At 59.8% G+C, this 19,812-nt stretch carries 16 protein-coding genes and 1 riboswitch; of the genes, 12 read left to right on the top strand and 4 right to left on the bottom strand.

Annotated elements, in window-relative coordinates:
• The first annotated feature begins 12 nt into the window (after positions 1-12).
• The 9 genes from ACH2DG_RS02905 to ACH2DG_RS02865 all read left to right on the top strand — a co-directional run bounded on the left by ACH2DG_RS02905 (position 13) and on the right by ACH2DG_RS02865 (position 8,928).
• Positions 13-1,482, top strand: coding sequence for an NADH-quinone oxidoreductase subunit M (locus ACH2DG_RS02905; RefSeq protein ID WP_224151812.1), 1,470 nt, complete (start codon positions 13-15; stop codon positions 1,480-1,482).
• 27 nt (positions 1,483-1,509) lie between these two features.
• The gene (gene nuoN, locus ACH2DG_RS02900; RefSeq protein WP_395024214.1) at positions 1,510-3,003 is read left to right on the top strand and encodes an NADH-quinone oxidoreductase subunit NuoN; all 1,494 of its coding nucleotides are present in this window, start codon (positions 1,510-1,512) and stop codon (positions 3,001-3,003) included.
• A gap of 28 nt (positions 3,004-3,031) precedes the next feature.
• Entirely contained in the window at positions 3,032-3,349 is a 318-nt protein-coding gene (locus ACH2DG_RS02895) for a DUF2818 family protein (protein ID WP_395024213.1), read from the top strand.
• 3 nt (positions 3,350-3,352) lie between these two features.
• The gene (locus ACH2DG_RS02890) at positions 3,353-3,832 is read left to right on the top strand and encodes a DUF1178 family protein (protein WP_395024212.1); all 480 of its coding nucleotides are present in this window, start codon (positions 3,353-3,355) and stop codon (positions 3,830-3,832) included.
• 322 nt (positions 3,833-4,154) lie between these two features.
• Positions 4,155-4,925: an ABC transporter ATP-binding protein gene (locus ACH2DG_RS02885; RefSeq protein WP_395024211.1), complete on the top strand. Its 771-nt coding sequence runs from the start codon at positions 4,155-4,157 to the stop codon at positions 4,923-4,925.
• Between the two features lie 16 nt (positions 4,926-4,941).
• Positions 4,942-5,649, top strand: coding sequence for an ABC transporter ATP-binding protein (locus ACH2DG_RS02880; RefSeq protein ID WP_395024405.1), 708 nt, complete (start codon positions 4,942-4,944; stop codon positions 5,647-5,649).
• 159 nt (positions 5,650-5,808) lie between these two features.
• On the top strand, positions 5,809-7,005 hold the full coding sequence (locus tag ACH2DG_RS02875; RefSeq protein ID WP_395024210.1) for an ABC transporter substrate-binding protein: 1,197 nt from the start codon (positions 5,809-5,811) through the stop codon (positions 7,003-7,005).
• Positions 7,006-7,049: 44 nt separating this feature from the next.
• Positions 7,050-7,934 carry a branched-chain amino acid ABC transporter permease gene (locus tag ACH2DG_RS02870; RefSeq protein ID WP_395024209.1) on the top strand — a complete coding sequence of 295 codons (885 nt, stop codon included), beginning with the start codon at positions 7,050-7,052 and terminating at the stop codon, positions 7,932-7,934.
• A gap of 10 nt (positions 7,935-7,944) precedes the next feature.
• Positions 7,945-8,928, top strand: a complete 984-nt coding sequence (locus ACH2DG_RS02865) for a branched-chain amino acid ABC transporter permease (protein ID WP_395024208.1) — start codon at positions 7,945-7,947, stop codon at positions 8,926-8,928.
• Between the two features lie 81 nt (positions 8,929-9,009).
• On the opposite strand, the gene ACH2DG_RS02860 is transcribed toward ACH2DG_RS02865, so the two are convergent.
• Positions 9,010-10,239 (bottom strand): ABC transporter substrate-binding protein, encoded by a 1,230-nt coding sequence (locus tag ACH2DG_RS02860; RefSeq protein ID WP_395024404.1) that lies wholly within the window; start codon positions 10,237-10,239, stop codon positions 9,010-9,012.
• Between the two features lie 235 nt (positions 10,240-10,474).
• A riboswitch (TPP riboswitch) is annotated at positions 10,475-10,596 on the top strand.
• Positions 10,597-10,878: 282 nt separating this feature from the next.
• Here ACH2DG_RS02860 and thiC point away from each other — a divergent pair.
• Complete coding sequence (gene thiC, locus ACH2DG_RS02855; protein ID WP_395024207.1) at positions 10,879-12,813, top strand: phosphomethylpyrimidine synthase ThiC; 1,935 nt, start codon at positions 10,879-10,881, stop codon at positions 12,811-12,813.
• A gap of 95 nt (positions 12,814-12,908) precedes the next feature.
• On the opposite strand, the gene ACH2DG_RS02850 is transcribed toward thiC, so the two are convergent.
• Entirely contained in the window at positions 12,909-13,421 is a 513-nt protein-coding gene (locus ACH2DG_RS02850; RefSeq protein WP_395024206.1) for an O-acetyl-ADP-ribose deacetylase, read from the bottom strand.
• Between the two features lie 192 nt (positions 13,422-13,613).
• Here ACH2DG_RS02850 and ACH2DG_RS02845 point away from each other — a divergent pair, with 192 nt between their 5' ends.
• Complete coding sequence (locus ACH2DG_RS02845) at positions 13,614-14,279, top strand: nitroreductase (protein ID WP_395024205.1); 666 nt, start codon at positions 13,614-13,616, stop codon at positions 14,277-14,279.
• Between the two features lie 134 nt (positions 14,280-14,413).
• On the opposite strand, the gene ACH2DG_RS02840 is transcribed toward ACH2DG_RS02845, so the two are convergent.
• On the bottom strand, positions 14,414-15,625 hold the full coding sequence (locus tag ACH2DG_RS02840) for an ABC transporter substrate-binding protein (protein WP_395024204.1): 1,212 nt from the start codon (positions 15,623-15,625) through the stop codon (positions 14,414-14,416).
• Between the two features lie 326 nt (positions 15,626-15,951).
• Between ACH2DG_RS02840 and ACH2DG_RS02835 the strand changes: the two genes are divergently transcribed.
• On the top strand, positions 15,952-19,086 hold the full coding sequence (locus tag ACH2DG_RS02835; RefSeq protein WP_395024203.1) for a glycerophosphodiester phosphodiesterase family protein: 3,135 nt from the start codon (positions 15,952-15,954) through the stop codon (positions 19,084-19,086).
• A gap of 86 nt (positions 19,087-19,172) precedes the next feature.
• On the opposite strand, the gene mog is transcribed toward ACH2DG_RS02835, so the two are convergent.
• Positions 19,173-19,769: a molybdopterin adenylyltransferase gene (mog, locus tag ACH2DG_RS02830; protein ID WP_395024202.1), complete on the bottom strand. Its 597-nt coding sequence runs from the start codon at positions 19,767-19,769 to the stop codon at positions 19,173-19,175.
• Positions 19,770-19,812: the final 43 nt, after the last annotated feature.

Below are 19,812 nucleotides of genomic sequence, written 5' to 3'. Positions count from 1 at the left end.
GGAAGAAGAAAAATGGGATTGTTGAGTCTTGCAATTTGGACCCCCATCGTCTTTGGCGCGGTGGTGCTGGCTTTCGGCAAGCAAGAACAAGCCAAGATGGTGCGCTGGATCGCCTTGATCGGCGCGCTGGCTGGCTTGCTGGTCACGATACCGCTGTACACAGGCTTCCAGCTTGGTACTTCGGCCATGCAGTTCGTCGAAAAGGCTTCCTGGATTCCACGTTTTGGAATCAATTACTACCTGGGCGTTGACGGCATCTCCTTCTGGTTTGTTCCGCTGACGGCCTTCATTACGGTGATCGTGGTGCTGGCGTCCTGGGAGAACATTACCGAGCGCGTCAACCAGTACATGGGCGCATTCCTGATTCTGTCGGGTCTGATGATCGGCGTTTTCTCGGCACTGGACGGTCTGCTGTTCTACGTGTTCTTCGAAGCGACGCTGATCCCGATGTACCTGATCATCGGTATCTGGGGCGGACCCAACCGCATCTACGCGGCTTTCAAGTTCTTCCTGTACACGCTGATGGGCTCGCTCCTGACCCTGATCGCGATCCTGTACCTGTACACCAAGGCAGGCAGCTTCGAAATTCTGGCCTGGCACCAGTTGCCGTTGTCGATGACGGAGCAGACGCTGATCTTCTTTGCCTTCTTCGCTGCCTTCGCGGTGAAGGTTCCGATGTTCCCGGTGCACACCTGGCTGCCGGATGTGCACGTGGAAGCGCCTACCGGTGGTTCTGCCGTGCTGGCTGCCATCATGCTGAAGCTGGGCGCCTATGGCTTCCTGCGTTTCTCGATGCCGATTGCGCCTGACGCTGCCCACAAGTGGGCCTGGCTCATCATCGCGCTGTCGCTGATTGCCGTGATCTACGTGGGCCTGGTGGCCATCGTGCAGAAGGACATGAAGAAGCTGGTGGCGTACTCGTCGGTGGCTCACATGGGTTTTGTGACCCTGGGTTTCTTCATCTTCAACGATATCGGTGTAATGGGCGGCATTGTGCAGATGATTGCCCACGGCTTCGTCTCAGGCGCCATGTTCCTGTGTATCGGCGTGCTGTATGACCGCGTGCACTCCCGCGAAATTGCGGCCTATGGCGGCGTGGTCAACACCATGCCCAAGTTTGCTGCCTTCGCGCTGCTGTTTGCAATGGCCAACTGCGGCCTGCCGGGCACCGCTGGTTTCATCGGTGAATGGATGGTAATCCTGGGTGCCACCAAGTTCAACTTCTGGATCGGCGTGCTGTCTGCAACTGCCCTGATCCTGGGCGCGGCCTACACCCTCTGGATGTACAAGCGCGTGTACTTTGGCCCAGTGACCAATGACAATGTCCGTGAGCTGCAGGATATCGGCGGCCGCGAATTCTTTATCCTGGCCGTGTTGGCAGCCGCAGTGCTGTACATGGGTATCTATCCTGCGCCATTCACGGATGTGATGGGTGCGTCGGTTGCTGACCTGCTCAAGCATGTCGCCACGTCCAAGCTGTGATGCCCGGACAGAATTGAGAGACTTGAGATGATTGATAACATCAGCTGGCTGGCTATCTATCCTGAAATCGTGCTGTTGGTGATGGGCTGCGTCATCACCCTGGTGGACCTCGGCGTCAAGAGCCGTGGTCGTACCGTGACCTACATCCTGTCGCTGCTGACCCTGGTGGTGGTGGCCGTGATCACAGGCATGTATGCCAGTGCGGGCAATACCTTCTACGCCTTTGGCAACATGGTGGTTTCCGACTCCATGGGCAACTGGCTCAAGTGCTTTGCAGCCATCGCCATGGCGGTGACCCTGGTCTATGGCCGCGGCTATGCGCGTGATCGCGAAATGCTGCGTGGTGGCGAGTACTTCTCGCTGTCCCTGCTGGCCTTGCTGGGCATGAACGTGATGATCTCGGGCAACAATTTCCTGATCATCTACCTGGGCCTGGAATTGCTCACCTTGTCGAGCTACGCGCTGGTATGCCTGCGCCGTGAAAACGAAAAAGCTGTTGAAGCCGGCATGAAGTACTTTGTGTTGGGTGCCATGGCTTCGGGCTTCCTGCTGTACGGCCTGTCCATGATCTATGGTGCGACCGGTTCGCTCGACATCGGCGAGGTCTTCAAGGCTGTGAACTCCGGCCTAATCCGCCACCAAGTGCTGGTCTTCGGTCTGGTGTTCGTGGTGGCTGGCCTGGCCTTCAAGCTGGGTGTGGTTCCATTCCACATGTGGGTTCCTGACGTGTACCAGGGCGCGCCAACGGCTGTCACCATCATCGTTGGCGGTGCCCCCAAGCTGGCAGCTTTTGCAATCGTGATCCGCCTGCTGGTGGACGGCCTGCTGCCGCTGGCCATTGATTGGCAGCAGATGCTGGCGGTGCTGGCCATCATGTCGTTGCTGGTGGGTAACCTCGCCGCCATTGCGCAAACCAATATCAAGCGCATGCTGGCGTATTCGACCATCTCGCAAATGGGTTTTGTGCTGCTGGGCCTGATGTCCGGTGTGGTCAATGGCAATGTAGAGGCGGCTACCGCTGGCAACGCATACAGTGCCGCCATGTTCTACGTGGTGACCTATGTGCTGACGACGCTGGCCACCTTCGGCGTGGTGCTGCTGCTGGCCCGCGAAGGTTTCGAGAGCGAAGAGATTGCCGATTTTGCAGGCCTGAATCAGCGCAGCCCGTTGTATGCCGGTGTGATGGCCATCTGCCTGTTCTCGATGGCGGGTATTCCTCCGCTGGTGGGCTTCTACTCCAAGCTGGCTGTGCTGCAAGCGCTGGTGGCATCGGGCAGCGGTCTGTACATTGCGCTGGCCGTTTTTGCCGTGATCATGTCCCTGATCGGTGCGTTCTACTACCTGCGCGTGGTCAAGGTCATGTACTTTGACAAGCCCATCACGGCCGCCAAGGTCTCGGCCCCGCTGGATGTGCGTGCCGTGCTGGTCGTCAATGGTGCCTTGGTGCTCATCCTGGGCATTGTGCCCGGCGGCCTGATGAAGCTGTGCTCCGATGCCGTGCTGCGTGCATTGGCAAGCTAAGCTGTAGTCCTTCTGCAAGAAAGCCCGCATGTCTATCACTGCATCCATCTGGCTCGTGATAGTGGCGGGCTTTGTCGCAGCCAACATTCCTTTTCTCAACCAGCGCCTTTTCGCCGTCGGCCCCCGAGGCAGTGTGGGCGGCAAAGCCCTGTGGATACGGCTGGTCGAGCTGGTGGTGCTGTATGTGCTGACAGGGGCATTGGCCTTGCTGCTGGAAGGCAAGGCCGGGCAGCGCAGCTCCCAGGGCTGGGAGTTTTACGCCATTACTGCCACGCTATTTCTGACTTTTGCCTTTCCAGGATTCGTCTACCAATACCTGACTCGCAAAAGCCGTTCGGCGGACTAGCGCATGAAGGTTCTCAATCTGCGCTGCCCTTTGAACCACGTGTTCGAAGGCTGGTTTGCTTCCGATGCAGAGTTTGCGCAGCAACAGCAGGATGGCTGGCTCAGTTGCCCGATGTGCGGCTCTGCCGAGATCGTCAAGGGTCTGAACGCTCCGCGCCTGGCACGCAAATCCAACGCAGTATCCGCTCGCGTCAAGCCCACCCAAGAGGTTCGCCAGGGAGCGGCAGGCGATGCGGCCGCGCCGGTTGCCGATCTTCAAGCCATGCAGCAGGCATGGCTCGCGGTTTCTCGCCACATCGTGGAGAACACCGAAGACGTGGGCTCGCGTTTTGCAGGGCTTGCACGCCAGATGCATGAAGGTGAAGTGGAGGGCCGTGCCATTCGCGGCACGGCAACTGCAGACGAGCGGCGATCGTTGGCGGACGACGGAATCGACGTCGTTCCCTTGCTGCTGCCCGAAGCTGCAAAACACAGCCTGCAGTAGCATTTTCATTTTTCAATCAAAACAGCCAGTACCACACTGGCTGTTTGTGTTTTCTGCTTCCTAATTCATAGCAATCTCATCGTCATTGAGGGCATCACAGTCATTGAGGGTGCAGGTCTGGCGGGCATCTTGCATGTCATCCCGATGACTATAAAAATATGAGCAGCTCGCGCCCACGGGAAAACGCTTACGCATGCGTACTTACAGGCTTTCCCCACTATGACTTCTTGATAGTTTTTCCTAACATGGGCATTGTCGAAGCGGCGTGTCCTTTACGTGCAAGGATGCGCCGAACTTTTTTAAGCGAAGTGGTGCAGTGCCAATGAGTGATGTCATTCTTCAAACCCAGGATCTCACCAAGGAGTTCCGTGGATTTACAGCGGTCAGCAACGTGAACTTGTCCGTTCAGCGGGGATCCATCCACGCGTTGATCGGGCCCAATGGCGCGGGCAAGACCACCTGCTTCAACCTGCTGACCAAGTTTCTGACCCCGACCAAGGGCGTCATTCATTTCAATGGCGTCGATATCACCAAGGAAGAGCCAGCGCAGATTGCACGGCGCGGGGTGATTCGCTCGTTCCAGATCTCGGCAGTCTTTCCGCACCTGACCTTGGTGGAAAACGTGCGTATCGCACTGCAGCGCCAGTTGGGAACCTCTTTTCATTTCTGGAGCAGCGAGCGCACGCTCGACAGCCTCAACGGCCGCGCCGTCGAGTTGCTCGATGAAGTGGGCCTGGCCCACATGGCCAATGAGGTGACCCTGAACCTGCCCTATGGCCAGAAGCGGGCGCTGGAGATTGCGACGACGCTGGCCATGGAGCCTGAGCTGATGCTGCTCGACGAGCCAACGCAGGGTATGGGCCATGAGGACGTGGACCGGGTGACGCAACTGATCAAGAAGGTGTCGGCAGGCCGTACCATTTTGATGGTGGAACACAACATGAAGGTGATCTCCACCATTGCGGACCGCATCACCGTCCTGCAGCGCGGCGCGATTCTGGCCGAAGGCGATTACCAGACGGTGTCCCAGAACCCGCAGGTGATGGAAGCGTACATGGGCACGACGGACGGCCAGCTGCAGGGAGCGCACTGAGATGAACGACAAGAATATGACGCCTGCCCTGGAAATCTCCGACCTGCAGGCTTGGTATGGGGAGTCGCACGTGCTGCATGGCGTGAACATGCGCGTGATGCCGGGCGAAGTGGTCACATTGCTGGGGCGCAATGGAGCGGGTCGCACATCCACCATGCGCGCCATCATGGGCCTGACAGGGTCTCGCAAGGGCTCGATCAAGGTCAATGGCGTCGAAACCATCGGCATGCCAACCCACAAGATCGCCCACCTGGGGCTGGGCTACTGCCCGGAAGAGCGCGGTATTTTCGCCAGCCTGTCCTGTGAGGAAAACCTGATGTTGCCGCCCGATCTGAAGATGGGGACGCCAGGCATGTCGGTCGCCGAAATCTACGAAATGTTCCCCAACCTGGCCGAGCGCAAGCACAGCCAGGGCACCCGGCTGTCGGGTGGCGAGCAGCAGATGCTGGCCGTGGGGCGGATTTTGCGCACAGGCGCCAAGCTGCTGCTGCTCGATGAAATCTCCGAAGGGCTTGCGCCCGTGATCGTGCAGGCGTTGGCCCGCATGATCGTCAGCTTGCGCGCCAAGGGCTATACGGTGGTGATGGTGGAGCAGAACTTCCGTTTTGCTGCTCCTCTGGCAGACCGCCTTTATGTCATGGAACACGGCCAGATCGTTGAGCAGTTTGGGGCTGATGAGCTGGAGGCCAAGATGCCGCTGCTCAACACCTTGTTGGGTGTTTGATAAAAATAATAGCTGGCAGCGCCTGGCTTGATTGGGTTTGGGGTAGAGAAGTCTTTGACACCCGCAATCAATAAGCGCTGACTGCTCTCTTTTTCAAGGTCCGCAGAAAGCATGACAACCACTGCTGGACCATCAGAAGTGTTTTTACAGGAGACAGAGATGAAAGCGAAGCTCACAACCATTGCACAGGTCACTTGCTTGATGGCCCTTGCTGCCGGCGCGGCCCAGGCGCAGGAAAAGGTCAAGATCGGCTTCATTACCGACATGTCCAGTCTGTACGCAGACGTCGAGGGCAAGAACGGCGCGGTAGCCATCCAGATGGCCATTGACGATTTTGGTGGCAAGGTGCTGGGCCAGCCGATCGAGCTGGTGTCCGCAGATCACCAGAACAAGGCGGATATCGCCGCATCCAAGGCACGTGAGTGGGTAGATACCCAAGGCGTCACCATGCTGTTTGGCGGCACCAACTCCGGCACCGCACTGGCAATGGCCAAGATTGCGCAGGAGAAAAAGCGCGTGTTCATCGTCAACGGCGCTGGCGCAACAGCCCTGACCAACGAGCAATGCAGCCCCTACACCGTGCACTATGCCTATGACACCATGGCTCTGGCCAAGGGTACGGGTAGTGCCGTGGTCGAGCGTGGCGGCAAGAGCTGGTTCTTTCTGACTGCGGACTATGCCTTCGGTCATTCGCTGGAGAACGATACCGCAGCCGTCGTCAAGGCCAGCGGTGGCTCGGTGGTGGGTACGGTCAAGCACCCGCTCAATGCATCTGACTTCTCCTCTTTCCTGCTGCAGGCGCAAAACTCCAAGGCCCAGGTGCTGGGCCTGGCCAATGCAGGTGGCGACTTCATCAACAGCGTCAAGGCTGCGAAAGAATTCGGCATCAACAAGACCATGAAGACCGCAGGTCTGCTGGTGTTCCTGACCGACATCCACAGCCTGGGCCTGAAGAACACCGAAGGCCTGCTGCACACCGTCAGCTGGTATTGGGACATGAACGACGAATCGCGCAAGTTCGCCGAGAAGTTCTTCGCCAAGACCAAGCGCATGCCTACCGACATCCAGGCTGCAGACTACTCCGCCACCATGAACTACCTGAAGGCCGTCGAAGCTGTGAAGACAGCGGATGCCGACAAGGTAATGGCACACCTCAAGAGCACGCCGCTCAATGACTTCTACGGCAAGGGTGTGCTCCGCCCCGATGGCCGCTACGCACACGACATGTATCTGGTGGAGGTCAAGAAGCAGGCCGAGTCCAAGAAGCCCTGGGACTACCTGAAGGTGCTGCAGACCTTGCCGGCTGACAAGGTGTGGACCACCAAGGCCGAATCCAAGTGCGCTCTCTGGAAATAAGCTGAATCCCGGCGCGTGTTCATCCACTGATTCGTGAGCCCCTCATGGAAATTTTTGGTGTTTCAGTTCCGGCCTTGATGAGCCAGCTCCTGCTGGGCCTCGTCAACGGGTCGTTCTATGCCATCCTCAGTCTGGGGTTGGCAGTTATCTTCGGCTTGCTCAATGTGATCAATTTCGCACATGGAGCACTGTTCATGCTGGGGGCCATGTTCACGTGGATGGCCGCATCGTACTTCCAGGTCAACTACTGGGTGATGCTGCTGCTCTCGCCCATCCTGGTGGGTCTCATCGGCATGGTCATCGAGCGCTTCCTGCTTCGCCACATCTACAAGCTCGACCACCTCTATGGCCTGCTGTTGACCTTGGGCCTGTCGCTGTTGATCGAGGGCGTGTTCCGCTCGATCTATGGCGTATCGGGCCTGGGCTACGACACGCCTGAGCTGCTCGAAGGTGCGACCAATGTTGGCGTCATGATGCTGCCCAACTACCGCATGTGGGTGGTGGTGGCTTCGCTCGTGGTGTGCTTTGCGACCTGGTTCGTCATTGAAAAGACGCGCCTGGGCGCCTACCTGCGCGCCGGTACGGAAAACCCACGCCTGGTTGAAGCCTTTGGTGTGAATGTGCCATTGATGATCATGCTGACCTATGCATTCGGCGTAGGCCTGGCTGCCTTTGCCGGCGTGCTGGCGGCGCCGGTCTACCAGGTTACGCCTCTCATGGGGCAGAACCTGATCATCACCGTGTTTGCGGTGGTGGTGATTGGCGGCATGGGCTCGATCATGGGCGCGATCGTCACGGGCCTGGGCCTGGGCGTGATCGAAGGCCTCACCAAGGTGTTCTATCCAGAAGCTTCGGCCACCGTGGTGTTCGTGATCATGGTGATTGTGTTGCTGGTGCGCCCAGCAGGCCTGTTTGGCAAAGCGAAGTGAGGGCTAGGGGATGAATTCCAAGAAATTTGCCAAATGGGGATACGGTTTGCTGCTGCTGGGGCTGATTGCAGCCCCGTTGATGGGCGCCTATCCAGTGTTCGTCATGAAGCTGATGTGCTTTGCGCTGTTTGCCTGCGCCTTCAACCTGTTGCTGGGCTATACCGGGCTGCTGTCGTTCGGCCATGCTGCATTCTTTGGTGGCGCTGCCTATATCACGGGTCATACCATCAAGACATGGCATCTGACACCTGAACTCGGCATTCTGTTTGGTGTGGCCTTCGGTGCGCTGCTGGGCCTGGTGTTTGGCTGGCTGGCCATTCGCCGCCAGGGCATCTACTTCTCGATGATTACCCTGGCGCTGGCGCAGATGCTGTTCTTTGCCTGCCTGCAGATGCCGTTTACCGGCGGCGAAGATGGTCTGCAGGCCGTACCGCGCGGCAAGCTGTTTGGCGTGCTGAGCCTGGAGAGCGACATCACGATGTACTACGTGGCGCTCGTCATTGTCGTGCTCGCTTTCCTGCTGATCATGCGAACCGTGCATTCACCGTTTGGCCAGGTGCTCAAGGCCCTGAAGGAGAACGAGCCACGCGCCATCTCGCTGGGCTACGACGTCAATCGCTTCAAGCTGCTGGCGTTTGTCATCTCGGCAGCGCTGGCAGGACTGGCTGGTTCGCTCAAGACGGTCGTGCTGGGCTTTGCCACGCTGACGGATGTGCACTGGACCGCTTCGGGCCAGGTCATCCTGATGACGCTGGTGGGTGGTCTGGGCTTGCTGTCCGGACCTATCGTGGGTTCTGCGGTGATTGTGGCCCTGGAAAACAAGATCGGTGATATCGGCAGCGCGCTGTCGCGCTGGACGGGTGTGGAATGGTTCAACACCCTGGGTGAATCCGTGACCATTGTCACCGGCCTCATCTTTGTGATTTGCGTGCTGGCCTTCCGTCGGGGCATCATGGGCGAATTGATCGCCTTTGTGGATCGCAGGAAGAAATAAGCCCCTCTGCGCAGCTTCTCCGCTGCGCTGCCAACGACAAAGGCCCGCATGTGCGGGCCTTTGGTTTTTTGGGGAGTAGGATTATTTCCAGAGCTTGCAGGTGGATTCCGCCTTGGTCGTCCACACCTCATCCGGGCTGAGTGTCTTGAGGACCTTGAAGTAGTCCCAGGCACCTTTGGATTCTGCAGGTGCTTTCACCTGCATCAGGTACATCTCATGGGCGTAACGGCCATCGGGGCGAATGGTGCCCTTGGCATAAAAATCGGACAAGGGTTCTGACTTGAGTGCGGCCATCACCTTGTCCGAATCGGTGGATTTGATCCTGTCGGCAGTCTTGAGATAAGTCATCATGGCCGAGTAGTCGGCCGCCTGCAGCGAGGTGGGCATCTTTTTGAATTTCTCAAAGAAGCGATCCGAGAACTTGCGGCTTTCCGGGTTCAGATCCCAGTGCCAGCTGTCGGTAAACATCAACCCTTCAGTCTGCTTGAGACCGAGGCTGTGGATGTCCGAGCTGAAAAGCAGCAGGCCCGCCAGCTTCATGGTTTTGGTCACGCCAAACTCTCGCGCCGCCTTGATGGTATTGATGGTGTCTCCCCCTGCATTGGCCATGGCAAGGATCTGTGCCTTGGAGTTCTGTGCCTGCAGCAGAAAGGACGAGAAATCCGATGCATTGATGGGGTGCCTGACCGAGCCGATTACGCGGCCTCCCGCTGCCTTGATCACCTTGGTGGTGTCGGCTTCCAGGGCATGGCCGAAGGCGTAATCGGCGGTCAGGAAGAACCAGTCCTTGTCTCCCAGGCCCACAATGGCGCCGCCGGTGCCCTTTGCCAGCGCCACCGTGTCATAGGCGTAGTGCACGGTGTACGGACTGCACTGGTCATTGGTGAGGGCCGATGTGCCCGAGCCGTTCACAATGATGAGGCGCTTTTTCTCCTCGGCCACCTTGGCCATGGCAAGGCCGGTGCTGGAGGTGGTGCCGCCCACCAGCATCTGCATGTCGCGCTGGTCAAACCATTCGCGCGCCTTGGACGCTGCCAGATCCGCCTTGTTCTGGTGGTCGGCAACCATCAGCTCCACCGGCTTGCCAAGCACCTTGCCACCATAGTCATCAATCGCCATCTGCAAGGCAAGAGCACCGCCCTTGCCGTCTACATCCGCATAGACGCTGGACATGTCGGTGATGAACCCGATTCGCACCTTGTCCTGCGCCAGGACACCCTGGGCCGCCAAGGTAAGCACGCAGCCGGCAGCCGCTGCAGCTATTGCGCGCCTGCGGAGTGGGAGCGCGCGGCGCGAGGGTGGGCGTGGCATTGCAGGAATATTCATGGGAGCACTCCTTGTTCAAAAAAAGACATGCGTATGGCGCGCAAGCCCGGTGCGGGAGACCCATGGGCTGCTGCGCCCCGATGGTTGCAGGCGGAATGGGCAGTGCCTACTGGGGTAAGCACCAAAACAGGGCAAACCCCGCATGGGCTTGAGCGAATGGGGCTGGTGTACACATTGAGGAGGAAGGGCTGGCGCAGTACGGCTTGAACCGGCTATACTGCATGCAGCTCCGGGGTGTGCGAAAGCGCTGAGATGCGAAAGGCAGTTGCAAGACTGTTGACTAGCGAACCCGACGAACTTGATCCGGTTCATACCGGCGGAAGAAGAGCGGGACCCTGACGCAGGGCCCTTGGACAAGAGGATGCGGGGCATCCATCCATGGGCACAGCACACCCCAGGCGCCTCGCGCACTGGGGTTTTGTCTTTTTTGGGCGAGCTTTCGGGGCGCAACGGCCTTGGCTGGAATCGGCAGATTCCAGAGGGAGCCTCAGCATTGGCCAGCCAGTGCAAAGGGCTCCTCCGGTACAGGATGGTTGTGGCACCAAAGCCATCACCACCAGATCAGAGCGGGCCCAGCACTCCACGGAGCGTTTGATGAACTTCATACGCTTTTTGGAGACTGCAATGAACGCCCCCGATTCGATCTTCACCCCCGCCGCAGGCAACGCCCCTGATGCAGCCCGCTTTGCCCAGTTGCTGGCCCAATCCCGCCAGCCTTTTCCGGCATCTACCAAGCGCTATTTGAGTGGCGCCCTCCACCCGGATCTGCGCGTGCCAGTGCGCGACATCGCACTCACCAATGGCGAGCAGGTCAGCGTGTATGACACTTCGGGGCCTTACACCGACCCGTCGGCGGTGATCGATGTGCGCAGCGGCCTGCCCAGCCTGCGTGGCGGCTGGATCGAAGCACGTGGTGACAGCGAATACTATGCAGGCCGCCTGCGCGTGGCGCTGGACGATGGTGGCAAGCGCGGTGAAGAAGATGCACGCGTGGCCCAGCTGCGGGCCGAGGCCGCCGCGCTGCAGCGCCAGCCACGCCGGGCCAAGAGCGGTGGCAACGTCACCCAGATGCACTATGCGCGCAAGGGCATCATCACGCCCGAGATGGAATATGTAGCCCTGCGCGAGAATGGCCGCCGCGAATGGATGGCCGAGTACCAGCAAGATGCGGCGCGCGAAGCGCGCCTGGCTGGCAACAGCCTGGGCGCAGCGATTCCGAAGATCATCACGCCCGAGTTCGTGCGCGACGAAGTGGCGCGCGGCCGCGCCATCATTCCGGCCAACATCAACCACCCCGAGATTGAGCCCATGGCCATCGGGCGCAATTTCAAGGTCAAGATCAACGCCAACATCGGCAACTCGGCGGTCACCTCCAGCATTGAGGAAGAGGTCGAAAAGCTGGTCTGGGCCATTCGCTGGGGTGCCGACAACGTGATGGATCTGTCCACCGGCAAGAACATCCACACCACGCGCGACTGGATCATCCGCAACTCGCCTGTGCCCATTGGCACTGTACCCATCTACCAGGCGCTGGAAAAAGTGGGCGGCATCGCCGAAGACCTGACCTGGGAGATCTTCCGCGACACGCTGGTCGAGCAGGCCGAGCAGGGCGTGGACTACTTCACCATCCACGCCGGCGTGCGCCTCGCCTACATCCACCTCACGGCCCAGCGCCGCACCGGCATCGTCTCGCGCGGCGGCTCCATCATGGCCAAGTGGTGCATGGCCCACCACCGCGAGAGTTTCCTGTACGAGCACTTCGAGGATATCTGCGACATCATGAAGCAGTACGACGTGAGCTTCTCGCTGGGCGACGGCTTGCGCCCTGGCTGCGCGTCCGATGCCAATGACGAAGCACAGTTTGCCGAGCTCAAGACACTGGGCGAACTGACCCAGACCGCATGGAAGCACGATGTGCAGACCATGATCGAGGGCCCTGGCCACGTGCCCATGCACATGATTCAGGCCAACATGACCGAGCAGCTCAAGCACTGCCACGAAGCGCCGTTCTACACCCTGGGCCCCCTGACCATCGACATCGCCCCGGGCTACGACCACATCGCCAGCGCCATCGGTGCGGCCATGATCGGCTGGTTTGGCACCGCCATGCTGTGCTATGTGACGCCCAAGGAGCACCTGGGCCTGCCCGATCGTGACGACGTCAAGCAGGGCATCATCGCCTACAAGATCGCGGCGCACGCTGCCGACGTTGCCAAGGGCCACCCGGGCGCACGTTCGCGCGATGATGCACTCTCTCAGGCGCGCTTCGATTTCCGCTGGGAAGACCAGTTCAACCTGGGCCTGGATCCCGACACGGCGCGTGCGTTCCACGACGAGACGCTGCCCAAGGACAGCGCCAAGGTGGCGCACTTCTGCAGCATGTGCGGGCCCAAGTTCTGCTCGATGAAGATCACCCAGGAAGTGCGGGACTTCGCCAAGTCGCAAGGCGTGGCGGCAGAGCAGGGCATCTCGGTGGGCATGCAGGCCAAGGCAGAAGAGTTCAACCGCACGGGCGGGGAGTTCTACATTCCGATCGCATCGGATACGACAGCGCGTTGAGCGGTGTGAGATAGAGACGAAAATAGCGGCCAGCGCCAATCCATCAAGCGCTGGCCGCTATTTGTTTGATAGCTATTGATGGAGAGTCGTCGTCTTCAGTCTGCCAGCTCACGCAGTACCTGCACATACACCTCCAGGTCGCTGGCCGAAAAGCAGCAGAACACCACAGACTGAACGCAGGGCGCGTTTCCTGCACATGCCTTGACGGTTGCCACGGCGATGCGTGCTGCAAGTGCAATGGGGTAGCCATAGATGCCGGTACTGATGCTGGGGAAGGCAATGGTCTGTGCACCCACGCTTTCGGCCAGGGCCAACGAGTGCCGGTAGCATGCCGCAAGCATTGCTGCTTCATCATTTTCGCCATTGCGCCACACAGGCCCTACCGTGTGGATGATGTGCTTGGCGGGCAACCGGTAGCCACCCGTGATCTTGGCGTCACCCGTTTTGCAGCCGCCCAGCAATCGGCATTCGTGCAGCAGCTCGGGCCCAGCGGCCCGGTGAATGGCGCCGTCGACACCACAACCGCCCAGCAGCGACGAGTTGGCGGCATTGACGATGGCATCCACCTGCAAGCTTGTGATGTCGGATTGGATGGCAGTGATGTGCATGGCAAGCGTCCGGCAATGAGGGCCTGTACAAAGGCGGTTTGCAGAGGGTCCCTGGGGTTTCATCGTAGCGCCTCCACAAGTGACTCACCTGTATCTTGCAACGAAAGTGTCAGACCTATTTGCTGCGCTGCACTAAACTTCCCTGCAGTGACGGCCTATCGCCTGTGATTTCCATCGAAGAAAGACCCAGCCATGAATGTCTCTCAAGCCATGAAAGAGCGCCGCTCGGTGCGCGCGTTTTTACCTAAGGCCCCTACGGCAGATCAGGTGCACAGCCTGATGAGCGATGCGGCGCAGGCGGCCTCCGGAGGCAATCTGCAGCCCTGGCGCGTGGTGGCGCTGGCGGGGGCGGCCTTGACGCAGCTCACGGATGCCATTGCTGCGGCGCAGCCCGACGAAGAGCAGGTCAGCAACCTGTCGTATCCGCCCAACCTGTGGGAGCCGTACCGCAGCCGACGCTTCAAGAACGGAGAAGATTTGTACAAGACCATTGCCATCCCGCGCGAGAACAAGGCGGCACGCCTGGAGCAACTGGCCAGGAATGGCCAGTTCTTCGGGGCGCCGGTAGGTATTGTGGTGTTTGCAGATGAGCGCATGGGTTATGCGCAGTGGGTGGATCTTGGCATCTATCTGCAGTCCTTCATGCTGCTGGCCACCGAGCGCGGCATGGCCACCTGTCCCCAAGGTTTCTGGCGCCGATATGGCAATACGGTGGAACGGGTCCTCAAGGCCCCCGAGCCTTACCGCGTTGCCTACGGTGTGGCGCTGGGCTATGAAGACACGCAGGCACCGATCAATACCTTGCGCGCCGACCGGGCGCCGTTTGCCGAGTGGGCGCAGATGCGTGGCTTTGAATGAAAGGATTGGGGTGAAAGTGGCAGCTGGCGCTTGTCCGTAGCGCGCTATCGCTTTAATTTTCATAGCAAAAAGCCGCAAGAAACTCTTGCGGCTTTTGTGTTTTTTGTGCTGTATGGGCCTGCGGTTGGCCGGGCTTATTTCCAGATAGGGCAGTTGGCCTCTTCCTTGCTGGCAAACAGCGTGTCGCCGGGCAGCTCCTTGATCAGCTTGAACGAGTCGTGCTTGGCCTTGGATTCTTCGGGCGTCTTCACCTGCAGCAGGTACATGTCGTGCACATAGCGGCCATTGGGCTGGATCTTGCCCTTGCCGAACATGTCGTTCAGCTCCATGGATTTGAGCGTGGCCATCACCTTGTCGGCATCCAGGGTCTGGGCCTTTTCCACGGCTTTGAAATAGCTCATTGCAGAGGAGTAGTCAGATGCGTGCAGCGATGTCGGCATCTTGCCGGTCTTGGCATAGAAGCGATCCGTCCATTTTCGCGCTTCAGGGGTACGGTCCCAGAACCAGCTGTCGGTGAACATCAGGCCGCCGGCAAGTTTGAGCCCCAGGCTCTCTACTTCATTGGCAAACACCATCAGCGCCACAGGTTTCATCTTGGGGGTGACGCCAAACTCGCGCGCTGCCTTGAGCGAGTTCATGAAATCGCCACCTGCATTGGCGAGGCCCAGAATCTGCGCCTTGCTCGCCTGCACCTGCATCAGGTAGGACGAAAAGTCGTTGGCATGAAAAGGTGCGCGAACTGATTTGAGCACCTGCCCGCCGTTGGCGGTGATGACCTTGGTAATGTCGTTTTCCAGCGTGTGGCCGAAGGTGTAGTCGGACACCAGCAGAGCCCAGCTCTTGCCGCCTTGCTCTGCCACGGCCTTGCCAGTGCCGCGTGCAATGGCTGTGGTGTCGGAGTTGTAGTGCACCCAGTATGGCGAGCAGTTGGCACCGGTGATGCCCGAGGAATATGCGCCATTGATGAGCAGCACGCGCTTCTTCTCATTGGCTACCTGGCCCATGGCAAGAGCCGTGGCGGTATTGGTGCCAGCGATCAACAATTGCACGCCCTGTGTGTCCACCCATTCGCGTGATTTGGTGGATGCGATATCTGCCTTGTTCTGGTGATCTGCAGCGATCAATTCGATCGGCTTGCCCAGCAGCTTGCCGCCGAAGTCGTCAATAGCCATCTGGATTGCTGTGGCACCGCCCTTGCCGTCGCCGTCGGCGTACTGGCTGGACATGTCGGTCAGGAAACCCAGGCGAACCTTGTTCTGGGCGTGGGCTGGGATTGCCAGCAGGCCGCATGCGAGCGCGCAGGCTGCCATGACAGGGCGCAGAACGTGGGACGAGGGCTTGAACATGAATGGCTCCTTTGTGATCGGTTGGAGTGGATAGGTCTCTGCATGCATGCTAGAAGCATTGCTTGTGGTGCGTGATAGTGAAAACCGTTGCACCTGCCTTTTCTTGTCGCCCAAGTTACGTCGCTTTGTATATTTATGGTGCGGATATTTCCAATCTAACAATGAATTTCAAAATATCTATTTTTGATAATTCTGGTGGATTCCAAAGGGAAGGGGCTGGATGTTTTTCATGACCCTGTCATTCATTGTTGCAAAACTCTCGCCTTTCATTTGGGGATACTATGCGACGCCTACCTCTTGTGGCAGCAATGGCAACATTGCTGACCTTGTCCTTTCAAACCACACTGGCCACTGAAAGGGCGGTGGTTGCAAACGATCAGTCGCTGCAGGCACTGGAGGCCAGGCTGGCCAAGGCAGATCCGCAAGGGCAGGTGTATCTCGACAAGGTATTCAACGACAAGGCCGCAACCGGCCTGCCAGCCGGCTGGCGCACGCCTGGATGGAACAAGGGCAAGGCGTCCATCGACGCGGCAACCGGCAACCTGCTGATCGACGGCACCGCCAACGACACCGCGATGACGGCCGTCATGCTGCCGGTGGAGCTGGAAAAGCTGTCCAACTACCGCATCGACATGGAGTTCACCTTCGACAAGGTGAACAGCAATACCCGCTGGGGCAGTGTGATGTACCGCAGTTCTGCAGACGGCGGAACCTATCCTTATGAGCCGTATCACCAATTCGCGATGCGACAGAACGCCACGGCTAGCAACGGCACTGAATTCGCGTTCCGCAAGGCGGGTGCATGGTCGGTGACCAGCACCAAGGCTTTTACCGAAGCCATCGACAGGAACAAGACCTATATTGCCAGCGTGGTGGTGCATGGGAACCGTGTTCGGCAATACCTCAATGGAGTCTTGCTGCACGATGTCGTCATCACATCTGGTCTGACCCAAGGCGGTATCGGCATGCAGACGGCGGGGCTGGTCATGCGCGTCAAGAGCCTGAAGGTGACCGAGCAGCTGACCCCTTTGCCCGATCTTGACATGCCTGTCACCGTACAGGACACCGGCACGCTGGCCGCCATGGCGCCGACGCTGGTGCAGGCGGCCCATGCTGGCGTGGTGCTGGATGGAACGGGCGTCAGCACGAGCTTGCTGAGCCTGGATAGCGCGCTCAACCTCAAGGACGCCAATGGCGCCGTGGTGGGCACCCTCAAGGCGTACTACGAGCAGGCTTCGCGCAACACCATACCGCTGCTGCGTATCGCCGATGCGGCCACGGTGAATGCGCTGGTGGCTTTCTCCAACGATGTACACAACCTGGCTGATGTCACGCTGCTGTCTGGCGACGTGGCACTGCTCAAGCAGGCGCGCGTGGCGTTGCCCAAGGTGCGCACGGCCGCGGATTTCAGCCAGCGCAATCTGGGCACATCGACCCAGGATCTGCTCACGATCTCCGGCGACACCAATCGCGCTGGCGCCAAGATCGCCATTCTGCCCGCGAACCTGAGCCACCGTGATTTCGTGGCCCGCCTGCAGCGCCTGCTGATCACGGTATGGACAAGTGCCGAAGCGGATACCCCTGAACAGGCGGCGCGCATCCTGACCAGCGGCGTCAACGGCGTGGTGTCGGCCAACAGCGCTGCCTACGCCGAGGTGCTGCGCAAGCTGCCCGCCAACACCCTGCTGCGCAAGCCGCTGGTGATCGGCCACCGCGGCATGCCCAGCCGTGAAGACGAAAACACGCTGGAAAGCGCGAGAGCAGCCGTGGCCGCCGGGGCCGATGCGGTGGAAAACGATATCTACATCACCACCGACGACCACCTTGTCATCATGCATGACGACACGGTCAACCGCACCACGACCGGCACCGGCGCTGTCGAAGGCATGAGCCTCGATCAGGTCAAGGCCCTGCGCACCAAGGGCAAGGGCTACCAGGTGCCCACCATGCGCGAGTATTTCCAGGCCTTCAAGGACAAGCCCATCACCCATGTGATCGAGCTCAAGAGTGCCAACCCACGCATCATTGCCCAGCTCAGGAAGGAGATGGAGCAAGAGGGCGTGGCCGACCAGTCGGTTGCCATCTCGTTCAGCAGCGACCAGCTCAAGCGCAGTGCCGAGCAGATGCCGGAGTTGACTGGCGGCTTTCTCAACAGCATTGCCGAGAACGCCGATGTGACCAACAGCGTGCGCAACGTGCTGGACGCCACCCAGGCCAATTCCTCCACCTTCAACCCCAGCTATGGCGCCATCAGCCAGCGCACCATGGAGGCGGCCAAGCACCGCGGCGTTACATTCTGGCCATGGACGGTGAATACGCCCGCAGATTTCTACAAGTACTACAGCTGGGGCACGCACGGCATTACCACCGACCACGCCTATCTGGCCAGCGACTTCCCGGTCGATATTTCTGCCAAGCCACAGCAAGGCGTGCTGGCGCTCAACACGCCGGTGAACCTGGAGGTTGAGCTGCTCACGCAGTTGCAGGACAAAAAGGCTGCAGTGGCCAATGAGCTGGTGTACCTGGGAGGCACTGCCACCGTGGCGCAGGGCAACGGCGGCACGCTGAGCTTCAGCACGGCTGGCACGGCCATCGTCATGCCCGGCTATCGCCACAAGATGGATGCCAACTACAGTTATGTGATCCTGGGCAAGCCCGTGACGCTGATTGTTGGCGATGGCAGCCATGGCGTAGTGGGCGTGCCCAACGTGGCATCGGCGGGCAGCGTTGGGTGCTCCAGCGCCGTACCGGGCCAGACCAGCAGCTGCACGGTGGTGCCGCAGCCGGGTTACCAGCTGCTCGGGCTAGCCGCCGGCAGCAGCTGCCCGGCAGGCAGCTGGAACGCGGATCGCTCCATCTACACCACGGGCACGCTGACCAGCCAGTGCCAGCTTCAGTTTGATTTCGCGGCCCAGCCTGCAACGGCTTCCCTGGCGGCAGTTGGTAAGGCAGGCAATGTACAGGCCAGTGTCAGTGGCGGTGGCACAGGTCTGTGGGCGTTTGATACTGGCAAGCCGGTGGCCGTCAGCGCTGCTTCACAGCCGCCTCAAGGCGTGAGCTTTCCGTTTGGCCTGGTGAGCCTGCAGCTCACGGGTGGACAGGCAGGGCAGAACGCCACGGTGGAACTGACCTATCCCGAGGCGCTGCCCGCAAACGCCAGGTACTACAAGTTTGGCAAGACGGCAGACAACCAGAAGGACCACTGGTATGTATACCCCAATGCCACCATCAGTGGCAACAAGGTGGTGCTGAACCTGACGGACGGCCAATTGGGCGATGACGATCTGGTGGCTGACGGTGTGATCCGCGATCCGGGCGGTGTTGCTATGGTGGCGGGCGACCCCGGTACGCCATCGGCGCAGGCCACGCCGGTTCCTATCCTGGGTCAGGCGGCTTTGGCACTGTTGTCGGGCGGCATTGGCCTGTTGGCCTGGCGCCGCCAACGCAAGGCGCAAGCCTGATCGCTGCGTTGAAATAACCCCACCCGCCAGTTGCTGAATGCCCTGGCGGGTTTTTCTTGCCGCAGTCGGGTGAGGCGTAGCCGGATTTAGTTGCGAGGAGCGCGGACGGCGTTCTTGGGCCGAAAGGCCTTGCACACCGCGTCTTGCGTTTCCAGATAGGGGCCGCCGATCAGGTCAATGCAGTAAGGTACGGCGGCAAAAATGCCAGGTACGATTTGCGTACCCTCGGCGTCCTTCAGGCCTTCCAGCGTCTCTGCAATCGCCTTGGGTTGGCCGGGCAGGTTGATGATCAGGCATTGGCCCCGAATGACGGCGACCTGGCGCGACAGGATGGCCGTGGGTACGAAGCGCAGGCTGATCTGGCGCATCTGCTCACCAAAACCAGGCATTTCCTTGTCAGCCACGGCCAGGGTGGCTTCAGGCGTTACATCGCGCAGCGCCGGGCCGGTGCCGCCCGTGGTCAGCACCAGGCTGCAGCCTGCATCCACCAGTTCGACCAGGGTCCGGCTGATCAGCGCCTGCTCGTCGGCAATCAGGCGTGCTTCATAGGCCACCGGGTTGTGCAGCGCACGGCCCAGCCAATCCTGCAGGGCGGGCAGGCCTTTGTCCTCATACACACCACTGCTGGCGCGGTCGCTGATCGAGACAATGCCGATTTTGACGGAGTCGTATGCAATACTCATATTTTGATAGCTGATTGTGGGCATCCACCATGCGCCAGAGGCT

It is taken from the genome of Comamonas odontotermitis, from assembly GCF_040396735.1.
Lineage (GTDB): Bacteria > Pseudomonadota > Gammaproteobacteria > Burkholderiales > Burkholderiaceae_C > Comamonas > Comamonas odontotermitis_C.
The sequence above is the reverse complement of the archived record's forward strand: the minus strand, read 5'-3'. Positions and strand labels throughout refer to the sequence as shown.